Below are 18,356 nucleotides of genomic sequence, written 5' to 3'. Positions count from 1 at the left end.
TTCTTTAACACTTTTTACGTATTCCATTGAATGAATATAAAAAATATATTTTGATTTTATCTTGCCGATTACTCACCACCGACCACTACACTTCGATTGACTAATTGGTTAAATCTGCATAGCCATTCAAGATGTCCACATATCGGTCTATTCCCTGATCGATTTCCTTTAAGTGAATAAATTCGTCAGGGGTATGTGAGCGCGCAGAATCTCCCGGTCCGATCTTAATGGAAGGGTAGGGGATCAAGGCTTGGTCGGACAGGGTAGGGCTCCCATAACATTTGAGCGATAATTGATGGATTACCTCCCAGATGCGGTGGCCTTTAGGAAGTGCGGAAGAATTGAGCCGCATGGATCTAGGTTGGAGATCCGCTTTGAGGAATCCCTTGAGTTCGTCCAAGGCTTCCTGCAGGGTGTAACTGTCCGTGACCCGGACGTCCAAGGTATAGACGCATTTGTCGGGGACCACATTGTGCTGAGATCCGGCTTGGATGATGGTGGCTGATACTTTGCTTTCGCCCAAGTATTCGGACACTCTTTTGAAGGAATAATCCTTTAAGGTATTTAGATCAGGAAGGGCTTCATAAAGTGCATTGATGCCTTCGTTTCGGGCGGCATGACCGGCTTTTCCGGTGACGGTGGCATCGATGACCATCAGGCCTTTTTCTGCTACAGCCACGTCCAGCAGGGTGGGCTCACCGACGATGGCCAGCGCTATGGTGGGCAATTCCTCCAGTAGCAGGGCAATGCCGTTTTTGCCACTCACTTCTTCTTCCGCAGTGGCGGCCAATATCAGGTTGAAAGGCAGTTTTTGGTCATATAAATGAACAAATGCAGCGATGAGGCTGACCAGGCATCCTCCGGCATCATTGCTGCCAAGTCCATAGAGTTTCCCCTCTTCCTCAATTGCCTTGAAAGGATCTTTGGTATAGCCATTATTGGGCTTGACGGTATCATGGTGGGAATTGAGGAGGACATTGGGCAAATTGGGATCAAAGTGCTTGTTCGTGGCCCAGACGTTGTTTTGCAAACGCTTGGCCGGTATGCCTTTGCTGGTCAAGTATTCCTCCAGCAACTTCGCGGTATGATCCTCCTCTCTGCTAAGGGACGGGGTTTCGATCAGTTGTTTTAGAAGTTCTTTGGCTTCTGCCTTTAATTGCTGCATGGCATTGGAGAATGTTTGTAGCATGTTTGGCCGGGTTTTCTAGCCCGGCCAAACTATTGGGATTTATTTCTTTTAGAAAGCCAGTAATCAGTAAAGATCATAGCGGTGCCGTTCGATATTGGTGCCTGATTTTTTGCCTTTAGAGGCCAAGATCAGGTTTTCAGCTTTTCCCAGCCAAACATTGCTGACCCCCTTGTGCAGGGCACTGAAGGCATTGTCCAGCTTGGGGATCATGCCGCTATGGATGACATTGTCCCTTTTGAGTTCGTCGTAAATGTCCTCGTTGATTTTGGGAACGAGCGAATCATCATTATGCTCATCGATCAGGACGCCGGCTTTGTTGAAGCAGAAGTACAGTCTGACGGTGTGTTTTACGGCCATGGCCGTCGCAATTTCTGAGGCGATGGTGTCTGCATTGGTGTTGAGCAGGTTGCCTTTGCGGTCATGTGTAATGGCTGAAAATACGGGAACGACATCTTTTTCCAGCAGCACTTCCATCAGTTCCGTGTCCACTTCTTTGACATCCCCCACAAAACCATAATCGATGTCCTTTACCGGCCGTTTGGCGGAGCGGATGAGGTTTCCGTCTGCACCGGTGAAGCCCATGGCGTTTTGCTCCAGCTGTTGGAGTTTGGCCACTATTTTTTTATTGATCATTCCAGCATACACCATGGTCACCACATCAAGGGTAGCTTCATCCGTGATGCGCCTTCCGTCTACCATTTTGGGCTCGATGCCCAGCTGCTGGCCAAATTTAGAAGCCATGACGCCACCGCCATGGACAAGGATTTTTTTTCCTTCCAATCTGGCAAACAGCATAAGGAACTCTTGCAGTTTCGCAGGATCGTCGATGACATTACCGCCGATTTTGACAATGCTTATTTTCATAATGGGTGAAGAGGTTGTCGTGGTTGTAAAGGTTATTTTAGCAGTTCACTTAAGGCTGCCTGCGCAGCAAATACCCTGTTTTTGGCTTGGTGCTGCACCAAGCTTCTCGGGCCGTCCAAGATCTCATCAGAAAGCTCCACATTTCTTCTTACGGGAAGACAGTGCATCACTTTGGCATTTGGTGCTTGCGAAAGCTTTTGTTCGTTGAGCATCCAGGATTCATCGGTGCAGAGGATTTTACCGTATTCGTTAAAGGCACTCCAGTTTTTGACGTAGACAAAATCGGCATTGGCCAGGGCTTTGTCCTGATCATGTTCGATGGTGGCTCCTTGGGTAAACCTTTCGTCCAGCTCGTAGCCTTCGGGATGCGTGATGGTCACGTCGTGTCCACAGCCAATGGACCATTCCGCAAATGAGTTGGCCACGGCGTGTGGGATGGCCTTGATGTGCGGCGCCCAGGTCAACACCACTTTTGGCTTCTCCTTTTGCTTGTGCTCTTGAATAGTGACCATGTCTGCCAAACTCTGCAAGGGATGCCGGATGGCACTTTCCAGGCTTATCAGCGGCAAACCACTGTGTTTGGCAAATTGGTGCAGGATGAAATCTTCACTGTCTTCATCCTTGTTGGTGAGCGAAGGGAAAGCACGAAGGGCCAAAATGTCAAAATAACTTCCCAGCACTCCTGCAGCATCACGAATATGTTCGGCTTTGCCTTGGTTCATGATGACGCCATCTTCCATTTCGAGGGCCCAGCTCTCCTTGTCCATGTTCAGGACAATGGATTCCATGCCCAGGTTGGAAGCAGCAATTTGGGTGCTGACGCGTGTTCTTAGGCTGGGGTTGAGAAATAATAATCCAATTCGCTTTCCCCTGCCGAGGTTGTTGTCCGAAAGTGGGGCTTTTTTATATTCCAGGGCTTTTTGAATAAGCTGGTCGGCAAGGGACTTGTTTTCAAATTGGGTGTAATACTTCATGGTTTTTGGTTTTCTCGCAAAGCCACAACGTCCTCTGCTGGCATAGCGTCGGTACTGCTGGCTTTTTGCGTATCTTGATTGAAATTCTTACGTTTTATGTTGATGCGATGACTTTTTGGAAATGTCACTTTCCTGAAAGCGGAATCATGTGGATTGCTTTACATTCAGAACTGTTTCTAGCTTCTCCAAGAATAAAGTTAAGGCTTTTGGTTCAATGTTTAACGGGGGAAGCAATCGAATGGTGTGCTTGCCTCCGGCACTTCCGGTAAATATTTTGTGCTCATGGATCAGTGCCGCGCGAACGGGGCCTGCTTCTGTAGCCAAATCAAAACCGATCATCAGGCCTTTGCCTCGCACTTCTGTCACGCCAGCTACTTTTTCCAATGCCGCCATGATCGCTTTTCCGTTTTCGGCAGCAGCGGTAATGAGGTTTTCTTCGTCGATGACTTCCAGCACGGCCAACGCGGCCGCGCAGGCCAAATGGTTTCCTCCAAAAGTTGTTCCCAGCAGGCCATGTGACGCCTTAAATTCCGGGCTGATCAATACCCCGCCGATCGGGAAGCCATTGCCCATGCCTTTGGCTACCGTGATCAGGTCAGGCTTTAGGCCCTCTACCCACTGGTGGGCAAAGAACTTTCCACTTCGGGCATAGCCGGATTGGACTTCGTCAAGGATCAATTTGGCACCGTATTGTTTGGTCAATGCTGAAAGGCCCAATAAAAACGCAGGATCTGGCACTTGGATGCCGCCAACCCCTTGGATGCCTTCCACGATCACGCCGGCAATGGTTCCTGTTGCCAGTTGCTTTTCCACTGCCTCCAGGTCATTGAAAGGAAGAATATGCACGCCTTCGTGCGCATTGAATGGCGCAATGATCTTGGGATTGTCGGTCAGGGCCACGGCCCCGGATGTCCTGCCATGAAATCCTTTTGTGAAGGCGATAAACCCTTTCTTTCCGGTCTCAAAAGAAGCCAGCTTCAAGGCATTTTCATTTGCTTCTGCCCCGGAGTTGCACAGGAAAAGGTCATAGTCAGGATAGCCTGAAAGCTGCCCTAATTTTGTGGCCAATTCTTTTTGGATCGGGATCTGAACAGAGTTGGAATAAAAGGCAATATTGTCCAGTTGTTCTTTGATCCGTTTGGTATAATGCGGGTGGCTATGGCCAATGCTGATCACGGCATGCCCCCCGTATAAGTCTAGATATTCATTGCCCTGATCATCCCAAATCGTGCTCCCAGAAGCTTTTACAGGCGTCACATCGATCAAAGGGTATACGTCAAATGGTTTCATGGCTTCGGTTGTAAATTGTTCTTAAGTTGCTCTATTATCGGTTATTGCATCAAAAAGCGACACTCTTAAGCCTCAGTCCTTCTTTTTCGTTTAAGCCGAATGCCAAGTTGTAATTTTGGACGGCCTGGCCGGAAGCTCCTTTCAGGAGGTTGTCAATGGCCGAATAGATGACCAGCTGTCCGGCTTCCTTTTTCAGGTGGACAATGCATTTATTGGTGCTTACCACTTGTTTTAGGTCAATATCTTTTTCTGAAACATGGGTGAAGGCTGCATTTTGGTAAAAATCATGGTAGATTTTATACGCTTCTTCCAGGGAACCTTCAAAAGGAAAATAGGCTGTTACCCATATCCCTCGGGAGAAATTTCCCCGATAGGGAACAAACAGCAGGTGCTGGTCAAATCCCGTCTGCAGTTGTCCAAAGGTTTGGCTGATTTCTTTAAGGTGCTGATGGGTGAAGAGCTTGTAGACTGACACGTTTTGGTTTCGCTGGCTGAAATGAGTGGTCTCGCTCAGTTTTTTGCCTGCTCCTGTGCTTCCTGTAATGCCGGTAATGTGAATGTCGCTTTTGGCCAGTCCAGCAGCGATGGCAGGCGCCAAGGCCAGTTGGATGCCAGTGGCAAAGCAACCCGGGTTGGCAATGCGTTTGGCTTGACCGGTTTGGGAGGCATTTACCTCGGGAAGGCCGTAAAGGAAACCATTGGATTCATCACGAAAATCAGTGCTGAGGTCGATGATGACGGTTTGGTCGTCAAATTTATTTTCTGCTAGAAAAGCTTTTGCCTGTCCATGGGGCAAGCCCAGAAAAACGGCATCCAGTCCTGTGGTTTTTACTTCATCGGTAAAGACCAAATCGGAGTCGCCGATAAGGTCTGGATGGACTTCATCTATCTTTTTGCCCTTTTGGCTGTTGCTGTGGATGTACACCAGTTCGCAGCTGGGATGGTGCACCAGAATTCTCAATAATTCCCCTCCTGTATATCCGGCAGCGCCAATGATGGCTGTTTTGATTTTAGTCATTGTCTAAGGTTTGGTTCACTTTGTGGTAAATAGCCGTTTGGTTCCCAAGGATTTTGGTGAAGCCTTTTACATCTTCAGCGGTATAGCCTTTGTTCATTTCCCCGTAGCTGCCAAATTTAGCTGACATGAGATCATGTGGAGAATCGATCCCGATCAATTGGAATTGGTAAGGTTTTAAGGCAACTTTTACTTCTCCAGAAACGAACTGCTGAGTGTCTGCCAAAAAGGCTTCTAAATTTCTCATCACGGGATCCAGGTAATGGCCTTCGTGCAGGTGGTTTCCGTAGAATTCCGACAATTGGTTTTTCCAGAAGGTTTGCCATTTGGTGAGGGTGTGCTTCTCCAGCAGTTGGTGTGCTTTGATGATGATCAAAGGCGCCGCTGCTTCAAAGCCCACACGGCCTTTAATGCCGATGATGGTGTCCCCCACATGGATGTCACGGCCGATGGCGTAAGGGTCTGCCAAGGCTTGGACTTTTAGGATGGCATCCACGGGATTGCTGAATTTTTGACCGTTTACACCCACTAGTTCTCCAGCTTCAAACTGAAGGCTGATTTGAGTAGGCGTTTCCTTGGTCAGCTGGGTAGGGTAAGCTTCTTCAGGAAGTGTGTCTCCAGAGGTAAGGGTTTCCTTACCGCCCACAGAAGTGCCCCAAATTCCTTTGTTGATGGAGTATTTTGCTTTTTCAAAATTCATCTCCACGCCATGCTTTTTAAGGAATTCGATTTCCGCTTCTCGGCTTAGCTGGAGGTCGCGGATAGGGGTGATGATCTCTGCCTCTGGAAGAATGGTCTGGAAGATCATGTCAAAACGGACTTGGTCGTTTCCAGCTCCAGTACTTCCGTGTGCCACGGCTTTGGCCCCTATTTGTTTTGCGTATTCGGCCAAGGCTTTTGCTTGGAGAATTCTCTCAGCACTTACTGAAAGGGGATATGTTTGGTTTTTTAGCACATTGCCAAAGATCAGGTATTTGATCACCTCATTGTAGTAGGTCTGGGTAACGTCCAACACCTTAAAGGAGGCAATGCCTAATTTTCCGGCCCTTTCTTCGGTAGTTTTAAGCTCTTCTTCACTGAATCCACCAGTATTGACCAGTACGGCATGAACTTCATAGCCTTTTTCTTGGGAAAGGTGAATGGCGCAAAAAGTGGTGTCCAAACCACCGCTGTATGCTAAAACAACTTTTTTCATGTGTGTAGTTTATATTAATTCAAAGGTCTTTATTGTCTTTTTTTTTATACCTGTAAAGACTGCACGTTTCATGCGTACCAGTCGTTCGAACAGGTTAAGGTTTTTGCCAAAATCCTTTTTCATGGCCACTTCTTTTTTCTTTTGGTCCTTGGGGACGTAAAGCATGGCGGTGCAAAGGCAGTTTTGACGGTTTTTGCTTTTTAGGATCTCGTAATTGACGCAGCTTTGGCAGCCTTTCCAGAATTCCTCATCATCGGTCAGGTCAGAGTAGCTTACGGGGACATATCCCAGCTCAGAGTTGATTTTCATCACCGCGGCCCCAGTGGTGAGGCCAAAGATTTTGGCATGGGGGAATTTGGAGCGGCTGAGCTTAAATACCGCTTTTTTGATTTCCCTGGCTAATCCTGATTTTCGGAAATTCGGGGATACGATAAGGCCAGAGTTGGCTACGAACTTTCCATGGCCCCAGGCTTCAATATAGCAAAAACCAGCCCATTCTCCTTCCTTGGAAAGCGCGATGACGGCTTTTCCCTCCATCATTTTTTGGATGATGTAGTCGGGAGATCTTTTGGCAATACCGGTACCACGTGCTTTGGCCGAAAGGGCCATTTCATCCACGATGGTTTCTGCGTATTTACAGTGCTGTACTCCCGCAGTTTGAATGATAAATTGACTTTTTGTCATATTTGGTATTTATCGATGGAGTCCGGATTGGCACAAAACCCCAATAACGTGTTGCCAATAATTGACTCCTAAATGGTATAAGAAATTGATTGATTAATGTTGAAGGCAGACATCCACGTAGGATGTCAAATAATATAGCAGGGACTAGGCCCTAAACAGACTCCTGAAGTCTTTCCTAGGTGAAAAAATAGGCATAGCAATACGCTCAATGGAAAGGAGGTCCATTGTGTTGTTGAAGGCCGCTATGTGGATTAGGTTGTTCATTTTTCTAATGCGGTACAAATGTTCGAATTAAAAATTAAATATACAAAATTTTTTTCGATAAATTTTACGAAAGTGGATGTTCCATTATACTTTGCTTTGTGATGGTCTTGGTTCATCTAAATTTAATGTATATGAATGTTTGTTTTTATAGGTGATTATTCGGTTTTATAGGGCGTTTTGAGGCTGCACTCATTTGCTAATGGAAGATTTAAGGTTTTTCGTGAAATATTATTTCAATATTTTCCAGATGAATCGTTTTTTATAAACGAGCGCTTCATTTTTAAGCTTTGATCATTTAATACGAAGGAAATTTATTTTAATCCTTCCAAAAGACCAAACCAAGTCCCTTTCAGAAAGCCAAACCTTAAATGGAAGGCGGGTTTTTAGCGGATATTTTGATAACAACCTAAGGCTTAGCGGACCCAAAGTGTACAAATGATCCCTATAATGTATCCGGTGATAACTGCCGATGTGGATTAAAATTGGATATAGGTATTAAATCCTCCGAAAAATTGACTAAATTTGTCAAAAGTTTAATTGTCAAAATGAAAAAGCTAGGGAGACATCTGTATGCTGCACGTAAGTCCAAGGGGCTTACTTTAAGCGGAGCTGTTAAAGAGACAGGCGTGGATGCGGGTTTGATCAGCAAATTCGAGCATGGGAAGCGTTTGCCTTCCTTAGCGAACCTGACAGCATTTGCTCAGGCCTATCAGCTATCATTCCCTGAATTAAAAAAGCTTTGGTTGGCAGAGAAGGTGGTGGATTTGGTGCAATACGAAGCCGATGCTGCCGAGATTTTAGCCTTGGCAGAAAGCAGGGTGGAGTATTTGGCTGGAGAGAAAGCCCTTAAAATGGATAAGATCCCATCTGCCGTTCAAGAGAAGCTTTCCAAGATCGATACCCTTAAAGCTAAATGGGGAAAGTAGCGTCCACTCCAGGGGACCCAGCTCCAAAAGATGAAAGAATATTTTAACGTGGCCTATACTTTTGAGAGCAATCGTATCGAAGGCAATACCCTGACCCTTCAAGAGACCCATCTGGTGATCAATGAAGGCATTACCATTGGCGGGAAATCCATGCGAGAGCACTTGGAAGCCATCAATCACGCGGAGGCAGTGGCCTACTTGGAAGAGTTGGTGGGGAAAAAGGGTGATATTTATAATCGTACGTTACTTGAGCTCCATTATTTGATTTTGAAAGGAATCGATAGGGAGAATGCAGGGCGTTACCGTTCGGTTCCTGTGAGGATCGCTGGGAGCAAGCATGTGCCACCTCAGCCTTATTTGGTGGATAAAATGATGGAGGATTACTTTACACATTACCAAGCGCAAAGGAAAATCCTTCATCCGGTGATCCTGGCAGCAGAGATGCATGAACGGTTGGTGAGTATTCACCCTTTTGTGGATGGTAATGGCCGGACGAGTCGTCTGATCATGAACTTGGTATTGGTCGGGAATGGCTATACCATTGCCAACCTAAAGGGAGACCAGGCTTCAAGGTTGTCCTATTACAGGGCCTTAGAGGCTGTACAGGTGCATAATGACCCTGCGCCATTTTACCATTTGGTCGCAGATGCCGTATTGGATTCCTTGGAGCAGCATTTGGAGATGGTTTGAGAAGAGAGGTTGTCTCATCAGTCCTCGTCATTGCGATTCCGATGGATATCGGAAGAAGCAATCTCGTCATACGTGCAATGAAAGCACATCGAGATCACTTCATTCCGCTCGTGATGACGGATTATTTATTTATGAGACAGCCTCTTTTCATTCTCCACGACAAACAGGAAGAAGTAAGTTGGATGTGCGGAGAATGGGCGTTTTGGCTTATTTTCACCAACGGTCTGCTGCCTTCGCAGTATGGTTATAAGCAATAGTGATCCCGCTAGAGGATATAGAGCAATATGAACAAGATGGCCAATAAAATAGCTACCCACTGGATGATAGGACTGCGTTGGGGGAATTCAAATTGGCAGATAGGGCAGACTTTTGCCTTGGCATCTACCTCCATGGCGCACGAGGGGCATTCTTTTGTTTTCATGTTGTCGTCAATGGTTGTTTCAATAAAGGTTATGGGCTGCCCTTTTTTATAAAATTCCTGCCAGGAAAGGAAAAAAGGGAACTCAATGGCGCTTAGTTTGATTATTGGTTTAAAGTAATTAAAAATATGATGAAAATAGAGATTTGGTCGGACATCATGTGTCCTTTTTGTTATATCGGTAAGAGGAGGTTGGAAGCCGCTTTGGCAGAATTTCCCCATAAGGACGACGTGGAGGTGGTTTGGAAGAGCTTTTTACTAAATCCGGACATGAAAACGGATCTTGATAAGAGCATTGCCCAATACCTTGCCGAAACCAAAGGCTGGACAGTGGAGCAGGCCGAAGAAGCCGGAAATCAAGTGACCGAAATGGCCAAGGAAGATGGTTTGGAATATCATTTTGACAAAGTGGTCGTCGCCAATGGCCGGGTGGCCCATCGGTTATTGCAGTATGCCAAGACTGAGGGGAAAGGTGATGCCATGAAGGAAAGGCTTTTTAAGGCTTATTTTACTGAGGGAGCCCATACGGCAGATCCAGACACTTTGGTGAAACTGGCTGTGGAAGTAGGATTAGATGCAAGTAAAGCAAGGGAATCACTGGACTCCAAGGAGTTTGACCTTTTGGTGACCCAAGACATATATGAATCCCATCAGCTTGGGGTCAGGGGAGTGCCCTTCTTTGTGTTGAATGAAAAATATGGTGTTTCCGGCGCTCAGCCAAAAGAGACTTTTGCCCAGGCCTTGGAGACTTCATGGAAGGACTATGCCCAAGAAAAGCCAACTGTCCAGGATTTAAGTGGCGATGGTGACGGAGCGGCCTGTGATGTAGATGGAAATTGCTAGCCAAAGCCTTCACAATTTGAAATGACAAAAAATAGTCCTTGTTTCTAGCACGGACTATTTTTTTTGATCCTATTATTCCATCTATTCTTTCTAACTTTGTGCAGTATCAAAAAGCTCCGTTTTGTCAACAAAAGTATTATTCATCACCCCGCCATTTACACAGCTCAATACGCCTTATCCTGCTACGGCCTATTTGAAAGGATATTTGAACACCCTTGGGGTTTCCTCGCATCAGGCGGATTTGGGGTTGGAGGTAATGCTTCGGTTGTTTTCTCGCGAGGGATTGTCACAAGCATTTGAATTGGCGGAGGAGCAAGGGCTGGATTATTCCGATAATGTGCAGCGGATGATCAGGATGAAACCGGCTTATTTGCAAACCATCGAGACGGTGATCGATTTTCTGCAGGATAAGAACCCTACGCTGGCCTATCATATTGCTGAGGGAAATTTTCTTCCCCAAGCGGAAAGGTTTTCCCAATTGGATGATGTGGACTGGGCTTTTGGAAGCATGGGCTTGCGGGACAAGGCCCGCTATTTGTCTACATTGTACCTGGAGGATTTGGGGGATTTGATCACAGAGGCCATTGATCCGCACTTTGGTTTTAGCCGCTATGCGGAGCAATTGGGCATGTCGGCCAGTACCTTTGATGGGATGGAGGCTGCATTGCAAGAGCCGGTGAGCTTGATTGATGCGTTGCTTTTGGAGGTTTTGGAGGAAAAAATACGAGCATTCGATCCTGCGTCTGTGGCCTTGTCCATTCCTTTTCCTGGGAATCTTTATGGAGGACTCAGGTGTGGGCAGTACCTAAAAGCCCGCTATCCAGGTCTCAAGGTCTGGATGGGAGGAGGCTATCCCAACACAGAGCTCCGGACATTAAAGGATCCGAGGATCTTTGACTACGTGGATTTTATTACCTTGGATGATGGAGAAGCTCCTGTTCGGCTGCTTCTGGAGCACCTTGACGGTCACCGTACACTGAAGGAATTAAAGCGGACATTTGTTCGGGTGGATGGAGAAGTGCGGCAGTTTAATAATCCTTCCGTCAAGGATGTGGCGCAGCGGGATGTCGGCACCCCTGATTATGCTGATTTGCCCTTGGGGGATTATCTTTCGGTGATTGAGGTGGCCAATCCCATGCACCGGTTGTGGAGTGATGGTAGATGGAACAAGCTGACTTTGGCACATGGCTGCTACTGGGGGAAATGTACTTTTTGCGACATTTCTTTGGATTACATTGGACGTTATGAGCCCATTACGGCCGCTATGCTGTGTGATCGGATTGAGGAAATCATGGCCAAGACCGGTACCAATGGCTTCCACTTTGTGGATGAAGCAGCGCCTCCCGCTTTGATGCGGGACTTGGCACTTGAGATTTTACGTCGGGGGTTGATAGTGGTATGGTGGACCAACATCCGTTTTGAGAGTAATTTTACTGCAGACCTTTGCCGGTTATTGCGGGCTTCCGGCTGTATTGCCATTTCCGGAGGATTGGAAGTGGCGTCAGATCGTTTGCTGGGATTGATCAAGAAGGGCGTGACGGTGGCGCAGGTGGCCCGTGTAACTCACCACCTCACCCAATCGGGCATCATGGTGCATGCTTACTTGATGTATGGCTATCCCACGCAGACAGCACAAGAAACCGTGGATTCGTTGGAAATGGTTCGGCAGTTATTTGAAGAAGGGGTGTTACAATCCGGTTTTTGGCACCGGTTTGCGATGACGGCCCATAGCCCCGTGGGGCTAAATCCGGCGGCATTCGGCGTACAACGTACTGACCTTAGCTTGGCACCCTTTGCCAATAATGAGGTGGAGTATGAAGATCCCTTGGGGGTGGACCATGCGGCTTTTTCCGAAGGACTTCGAAAATCCTTGTTTAATTACATGCACGGGATAGGTTTTGACATGCCATTGGATAAATGGTTTGATTTTGAAATTCCTGCCACTACCATTCCTGAAAATTATATCCGGCAGCAATTGCTGGAGGAGCCGCCCTTGGCCTATAAAAAGCACCAGCGGATTGTTTGGATAGGAGCACAGCCGGACTTGCAGGATGCAGAAGAGGAAGGGTTTGTGGAATTGGTGTTTTCGGGCAAAAAGGAGGATTTTGCCATGGAGTTGCCATTGGAGTTTGGTGAGTGGGTGGCTGGCCTTTTGACGCAGGTTTCCTATGATCAACCATTAAACCGTCTTCAGGTGATTTGGGAGGACTACGAAGCGACCATGGGGGACTTTGAGGATTTGGTGGAATCTGAGGTTTGGGAGATTTTAAGGGAACAAGGATTGCTGATTTTTTGAGGTAGGATAGAGGCATTGCAAATGCCCTGCTCGTAAGCCCCTCGTTGCAAACGAGGGGCAGTTGATGCAGTAGTTTATTTATGGCCGCTAAAACTAATCTTCAATAATATCTTCCAATTCCCTCAGATCCACCGGAACCACGCGGGAGACACCCGCCTCGATCATGGTGATGCCATAGATGATGTCGGTGCTTGCCATCGTGCGCTTGTTATGGGTGACGATGATGAACTGGGATTCGTGGGAGAATTTTTGGATGATTTGGTTGAATTTGTCGATGTTGGCATCGTCCAGCGGAGCATCCACCTCGTCAAAGATACAAAATGGTGCAGGCTTCAGCAGGTAAATGGAAAAGAGTAGGGAAGTGGCCGTCAAGGTCTTTTCCCCACCTGAAAGCTGGTTAATGGTGAGCGGCCTTTTTCCCTTGGGTTTGGCCATGATCTCAATGGTGCTTTCCAGGGGATTGTCCGGATCGGTCAGCTTCAGGTCGCAGTCATCTTCTGCAGTAAAGAGGCTCCTGAATACTTTGATAAAGTTCGTCTTGATCTGTTCAAAGGCCTCCAAAAAGGTTTCTTTGGCCACGGTGTCAATTTCCTTGATGGTGTCCATTAAGGAATTCTTGGCCTTGGTCAGGTCTTCTTTTTGACTGGTGATAAAAACATGGCGTTCTTTGATCTCATCATAAGCCTCCATGGCCATCGGGTTGATCGGGCCGATTTTCTCCAGCTTTTGCTTGGCCTTGCTGACTTCCTCACGAATTTGTTCGGTAGATTTTTCCTGATAGGCCTCGTCCACTTCGGGATCTTCTTCCATTAGGGCATCCAAGTCTATTTCAAACTCTACACTCAACCGTTCTTTCATGCTGGAAAGCTTGAGTTTGATTTCATTTAGGGCGTTTTGGAGCTCCATGATGATCGTGTCGATGCCCTCTTTTTGTTTGGAAATGGCTCGTATGCCCTTTTCCATCTCGTCAATATCTCCGCGGGAAGCATAGTAATTTTTTTCTGCTTCGGTTACACCCGTTTCGATGGCTTCCTTTTCAGTGTAGAGTTCGATCAGCTCATCGTCCTTGATTTCATTGTTGTCCAGCAGGCCTTTGATTTCTTGATCAATGCTGCTGAGCTCTCCCTGCGATTTTTCGATACGGTCCTTGCTGTTTTCAAATGCCGTTTTCTTAAAGGAAATCTCTTGTTCCAAGCTGTTGACTTTGTTCAGGTGCTGATGGTACTGGATGTTTTCTTGGTTATAATTGCTGGAACGGACGGCGAGACTTTCCTCCTCCTGGAGCAAGTGGTCGTTCATGATTTCCAGTTCTTCTTCCATTCCGTCAAACCCATCTTTGGCTTCTTGCAGTTTTGGGCCTATTTCATCCACTTCTGCGCTGAGGCTTTCTATTTTCTCCAAAATGTCTTCCCGCTTATTGGCATTGGTAGAAAGCATTTCTGCCAGCTGCTCTTTTTTGGTTTTGATGGAGATATATTGCTGGTTGACCTCGCTGATTTCACTTTGGAGGTTTTCTATGTCCTTTTTGTAGGAAACCTCTTTAAGCTTCATCAGGTCGCTGACGTTCTTGTCAAGGTTTGACCGGGCGGCACTTACTTTTTTATGAAGTTCCTTTATCTCCACTTCCAGCTTCTCCAGGTTTTTGGCCCGTCCGATTCGTTTCCCTTCAAAAAGCCCAACTGATCCCCCCGAAATGCTGAATTTACGCTTGGTAAACTTGCCACTCTCCGTAATGAAAATGGCGTCATTGTCCTGGGGGATATCGGTGATTTCTCCTCTGACGATATAGACGTCATCAAGGATATAGCTGATCAGTTTGCTGTATTTTTCGTCAAACTCAATGATTTCCGTTGCCGCAATGGCATTGGCGAAAAGCTTGTTTTGAGCTGGTCTGAAGCGCTCAAAGTGCTCTAAAACAAAGAAATTGGCTTTTCCCCGGGCAGCATCACTCAGCAAGTTTACCGCAGCAATGGCCTGCGCTTCTGTCTCCACCACGTAATAGTTCATGTAGCTTTCGAGGTAGTTTTCGATGGCTACACGGTAATTTTCACTGGTGGTGAGAATGTCGGAAAGCAGCGGAGTGTCCTTGCCCCAGCTTGATTTTTTCTTGAGAAATTTGATGGCTTCCGGAAAACCTTCCAAGTTCTCTACCAAGGATTTGGTCAGGTTAAATTCGTTTTGCTTGGCGTCCAGTTTTCTGCCTAGCTGGGTGACCTCTTCACGGATCAGCTCAATCGTGCGATTGGCATCTTCGATCTTCTGATTTTGATCTTCTTCTTGTGATTTTAACCTTTGGAGCTGGTCGGTTTTTGCGTCCAGTTCATCTTTGAGCAGCACCATCCTTTCTTCAAATGATGCCAGGTTCGCTTCTTGGCTATCGTCATCAGAGGCCGTTTTTTCGAGCTCCTGTTTTAGAGATGATAGCTGTATTTGTTTGATCTCCAGTTCTTTGCTGAGTTGGTAGATCGTGTCTTTTCGGGATGCATAATCTTTGCTCAGAACTTTTTGACGTTCCTGCTGAATGGCATGGGCAGATTTTTGTTCCTCGTATTCTTCTTTGAGCCCCTGAACAGTCAGTTCTTTCTCGGCAAGAAGCTTTTCAGCGACTTCTTTTTCTTGTTCGAGTGAGCGGATGCTGAAGCCCGCACGGTCGTTGGACTTACGGTCTTGGTCGATTTGTTCCCGGAGTTTTAGGGCTCGATCCTCCAAGAAACGGAGCCGCTCGTTTTTGATCTTCTTTTCACTTTCAAATTGCCTGATCTTGTTTACGTGCTCGTTTAAGGTCTTTTGGCGAGTGGAAAGAAGCTTTTCTTTATGGATGAGGTCGGATTTGAATTTTTCGAGCTCTGCCTCTTTTGTGGTGATTTCGTTGTTTATCTGAAGTTTACGGTCGTTTTCTGCCGTGATCTTTTCATTCGTATTGATCAGGTTATCGGTATGGGTTTTGACACTTTTCTTGGCCAGCGCAATACTGGAAGCTTTATAGGACTTTTTGATTTCAAAATATTTTGCCGCTTGCTTGGCCTGCTTTTCCAGGGATTTTAGGTTTTTTTCGATTTCATATAATAGATCTTCCACCCGGTCCAGGTCAGCATCTGTGTCATCCAGCTTCTTAAGGGTTTCTTTTTTGCGGGTTTTGAATTTGGAGATACCGGCCGCCTCCTCAAAGAGGTCCCGACGGGAATTGTTCTTGTCATTCAGCAGTTCATCGATCATTTTGAGTTCGATGATGGCATAACTGTTGGACTGGATTCCCGTGTCCATGAAGAGGTTGTTGATGTCTTTTAGGCGGCAAGCAATGCCGTTGAGCAGGTATTCGCTGTCTCCTGACCGATAGTACCGTCTGGTGATGGTCACATGTGTGTATTCGGTGGGCAGAAGGTTTTTGGTGTTTTCAAAGGTCAGCGACACCTCGGCCATGTTGGTCGGTTTGCGGTTTTTGGTGCCGTTAAAGATTACATTTTCCATTTTGTCAGAGCGCAGCATCCTGGTTTTTTGTTCTCCCAGGACCCAGCGGATGGCATCCACGACATTGGACTTACCACAGCCGTTAGGCCCTACGATACCGGTAATGCCTTTGTCAAAATGGATGGTGACTTTGTCCCCAAAACTCTTAAAACCCTTGATCTCAAGCTTGGTCAGCTGCATATAAGCTCAATTAAAATAGAATATGACAAACAAAATTAATCAGTTCGGGGCAATAAGCAAATGGAAGGTCAGGTTAGTAGAGCCAGCGGCAGCTCATGGGGGATAGGTCAGGAATTTCAAAAAGGATCATTGTTGTCCGGTAAACCCGGATATTAGTTAAATTCAATTCTCAACCTACTGATTATAAAGCGGTTACTTGGTTTTTGTCAGGAGCAAGCCCCCCTCATCTCAGGGAACAGTGTGTTTTGATTTTTCAAAATATCTTCTTGTATGATGGCTCTCCAGCTTCCTTCCGGATCCTCCAGGAACCTATACAAGCTGATATAATTCATTAATTGCTGTCTGACCAGGGATACCAAGTTGGAGAAAGCCCATTTCCTTTTGACCTGGCTTTTGATCAAGGTCAAAAGGAGATTGGCCAACATGGCCGACCATATCTGTATTTCTATGGCATTTTCATTGTCGCCCAAGAAGTACTTTAAAGGGAAGTTCTGCTTAAGCTGTTTGAATAATAGCTCTATCTGCCAGCGTCTTTTATAGATGAGTGCTATCTTCTCTGCTGCCATCTCAAAATTATTGGTAATGAACTCAAACAGGCGTTCACTTTTGCTGTCCCAATAGGCTATTCTCCTGGAACGGTGCTCCTGTTGCTTGTTCTTGCCATATCGTAAGATGATTTCTTCATCCTTGAGTACTCCGGAATCTGCCTGATCAGGAATATTAAACTCCTTTCGGGCCTGATAGACAGCATTGTCTTTTAACCTGGTCACATACCATATCCCGCTTTCGGTCAGGACCTCATATTTTCCATAATCCACATATCCCTTATCAAAAGTGATGATAGAGCCCCCGGGCAGGTTGAAAACCTCATCCAGGAAGGTATGGTCATGTCGGACAGCCGCACTGTAACGGACAAGATAAGGAACATGGTCACTCGCCCTGATGATGGTGTGGGCCTTAATACCTCCTTTCTTTTTGCCCGTTTTAGGGTTCCTGCCTACTCCCTTGAGAATATCCTTGAACAGACTAATGGTGGTAGAATCCATAATATAGAGCCTCTTCATATCAGCATCCTTCAACCGGCTGTCCGTTAAACTGTCACCATGCCTTTGGTACACACTCATGTATATATCGGCGAACACATCGCTCACACGTCGTTTGTTGGCTTCTGATAACGTACTCCGCCTTACCACATAGTTCAGACCCAAATGGGCCAATCTATGGGCATTGGCCAACAAACCGACAAGTGTCTCACGAATGGAATGATAGCCCTCAAATGCTACAAACAGCATTACTATCAAGTGGTTATAAGTCGTGAACTTCTTCACATAACGCTCCGCATTATGCCTGCGGGCTATCTCCCTTACCTCCCCCTTGTCAATGAACTTTATTAACTGATTGAATATCGGCTGTCCGCTAAAATTACTACTTTTGCCCATGGCTTAACTTTTTTGTGTCGTAACTCAAAAGTAGCCACAATGGGCTGGTTCAGCAATGGACTGGCCCTCTTTCATTTATTTTTTACCGGACACCAATGAAAAAGGATATAAAATCTGGCTATTTGTCAAAATAGTGAACAAAATGTATCCGGCTACTGGGGGGTGAATTTTTAAAAGCACTTAGGGTAAAGCGCTGGATGAGGATGATTCTTCTAAATAAAAAGTGGGAGAGAAGCCTGACAAAAGGTTAGCGGGAGAAGGCATTCCCCGTAAATCAACATTTCAACCCGCTTTATGCATTAGGAATCGTAATGAGAGTTGAAACTACAAGGAAATCAGGCTGTTTGGAGATTAAATCATAGCATCGCTATGGTGAAGTCGAAAACAGCAGCGAAGCGACTGATTTTGAAGTAGTTTCAGGTCGCAATAGATAGGCTAATGCATAATGCGGGTCTAAGGGAGGTCCTTTCTTTACTCAATTGGAGAATTCCACTATGTAAGCGGATACGATCACAGCATATTTTCGCACAAAATTGATTTTATGGGGCGAATATAGCAAAGGGATGAACTGGCCTTTTATACTTCTTTAATGGGAATTTGTTTGAGATGGTTTGATTTAGG

General features: G+C 46.2%; 14 protein-coding genes. 4 read left to right on the top strand and 10 right to left on the bottom strand.

Features of this window, described 5'->3' with window-relative positions:
- Positions 1-100: 100 nt before the first annotated feature.
- The 7 genes from ECHVI_RS18720 to ECHVI_RS18690 all read right to left on the bottom strand — a co-directional run bounded on the left by ECHVI_RS18720 (position 101) and on the right by ECHVI_RS18690 (position 7,211).
- The gene (locus ECHVI_RS18720; RefSeq protein WP_015267604.1) at positions 101-1,189 is read right to left on the bottom strand and encodes a M20 family metallo-hydrolase; all 1,089 of its coding nucleotides are present in this window, start codon (positions 1,187-1,189) and stop codon (positions 101-103) included.
- Between the two features lie 63 nt (positions 1,190-1,252).
- Positions 1,253-2,053, bottom strand: a complete 801-nt coding sequence (gene argB, locus ECHVI_RS18715) for an acetylglutamate kinase (protein ID WP_015267603.1) — start codon at positions 2,051-2,053, stop codon at positions 1,253-1,255.
- Positions 2,054-2,085: 32 nt separating this feature from the next.
- Positions 2,086-3,027 (bottom strand): N-acetylornithine carbamoyltransferase, encoded by a 942-nt coding sequence (locus tag ECHVI_RS18710; protein WP_015267602.1) that lies wholly within the window; start codon positions 3,025-3,027, stop codon positions 2,086-2,088.
- Between the two features lie 144 nt (positions 3,028-3,171).
- Positions 3,172-4,317 carry an aspartate aminotransferase family protein gene (locus ECHVI_RS18705; protein WP_015267601.1) on the bottom strand — a complete coding sequence of 382 codons (1,146 nt, stop codon included), beginning with the start codon at positions 4,315-4,317 and terminating at the stop codon, positions 3,172-3,174.
- A gap of 49 nt (positions 4,318-4,366) precedes the next feature.
- Positions 4,367-5,335 carry an N-acetyl-gamma-glutamyl-phosphate reductase gene (argC, locus tag ECHVI_RS18700; protein WP_015267600.1) on the bottom strand — a complete coding sequence of 323 codons (969 nt, stop codon included), beginning with the start codon at positions 5,333-5,335 and terminating at the stop codon, positions 4,367-4,369.
- A complete protein-coding gene (gene argG, locus ECHVI_RS18695; RefSeq protein ID WP_015267599.1) occupies positions 5,328-6,527 on the bottom strand; it encodes an argininosuccinate synthase in 1,200 nt (399 codons plus the stop codon). Before argG ends, argC begins: the two co-directional genes overlap by 8 nt.
- 9 nt (positions 6,528-6,536) lie before the next feature.
- Complete coding sequence (locus tag ECHVI_RS18690) at positions 6,537-7,211, bottom strand: GNAT family N-acetyltransferase (RefSeq protein ID WP_015267598.1); 675 nt, start codon at positions 7,209-7,211, stop codon at positions 6,537-6,539.
- Between the two features lie 809 nt (positions 7,212-8,020).
- Here ECHVI_RS18690 and ECHVI_RS24125 point away from each other — a divergent pair.
- Positions 8,021-8,401 carry a helix-turn-helix domain-containing protein gene (locus ECHVI_RS24125; protein ID WP_015267595.1) on the top strand — a complete coding sequence of 127 codons (381 nt, stop codon included), beginning with the start codon at positions 8,021-8,023 and terminating at the stop codon, positions 8,399-8,401.
- Positions 8,402-8,431: 30 nt separating this feature from the next.
- Entirely contained in the window at positions 8,432-9,091 is a 660-nt protein-coding gene (locus tag ECHVI_RS24120) for a Fic family protein (RefSeq protein ID WP_015267594.1), read from the top strand.
- Between the two features lie 265 nt (positions 9,092-9,356).
- Here ECHVI_RS24120 and ECHVI_RS23895 read toward each other — a convergent pair whose 3' ends face one another.
- The gene (locus ECHVI_RS23895; protein WP_015267593.1) at positions 9,357-9,512 is read right to left on the bottom strand and encodes a hypothetical protein; all 156 of its coding nucleotides are present in this window, start codon (positions 9,510-9,512) and stop codon (positions 9,357-9,359) included.
- A gap of 129 nt (positions 9,513-9,641) precedes the next feature.
- Here ECHVI_RS23895 and ECHVI_RS18670 point away from each other — a divergent pair, with 129 nt between their 5' ends.
- Together ECHVI_RS18670 and ECHVI_RS18665 are read left to right on the top strand one after the other, a co-directional pair.
- Positions 9,642-10,352 carry a DsbA family oxidoreductase gene (locus ECHVI_RS18670; RefSeq protein ID WP_041740018.1) on the top strand — a complete coding sequence of 237 codons (711 nt, stop codon included), beginning with the start codon at positions 9,642-9,644 and terminating at the stop codon, positions 10,350-10,352.
- A 121-nt stretch (positions 10,353-10,473) separates the two neighbouring features.
- Positions 10,474-12,648: a B12-binding domain-containing radical SAM protein gene (locus tag ECHVI_RS18665; RefSeq protein ID WP_015267591.1), complete on the top strand. Its 2,175-nt coding sequence runs from the start codon at positions 10,474-10,476 to the stop codon at positions 12,646-12,648.
- A 93-nt stretch (positions 12,649-12,741) separates the two neighbouring features.
- Here the strand turns inward: ECHVI_RS18665 and smc are convergent, their stop codons facing one another.
- Both smc and ECHVI_RS18655 read right to left on the bottom strand, forming a co-directional pair.
- Positions 12,742-16,296, bottom strand: coding sequence for a chromosome segregation protein SMC (smc, locus tag ECHVI_RS18660; protein WP_015267590.1), 3,555 nt, complete (start codon positions 16,294-16,296; stop codon positions 12,742-12,744).
- Positions 16,297-16,502: 206 nt separating this feature from the next.
- Positions 16,503-17,735, bottom strand: a complete 1,233-nt coding sequence (locus ECHVI_RS18655; protein ID WP_015264509.1) for an IS4 family transposase — start codon at positions 17,733-17,735, stop codon at positions 16,503-16,505.
- Positions 17,736-18,356 lie beyond the last annotated feature (621 nt).

Origin of the sequence: Echinicola vietnamensis DSM 17526 (assembly GCF_000325705.1) — a bacterium.
Lineage (GTDB): Bacteria > Bacteroidota > Bacteroidia > Cytophagales > Cyclobacteriaceae > Echinicola > Echinicola vietnamensis.
This window is presented reverse-complemented; position numbering and strand designations above follow the sequence as displayed.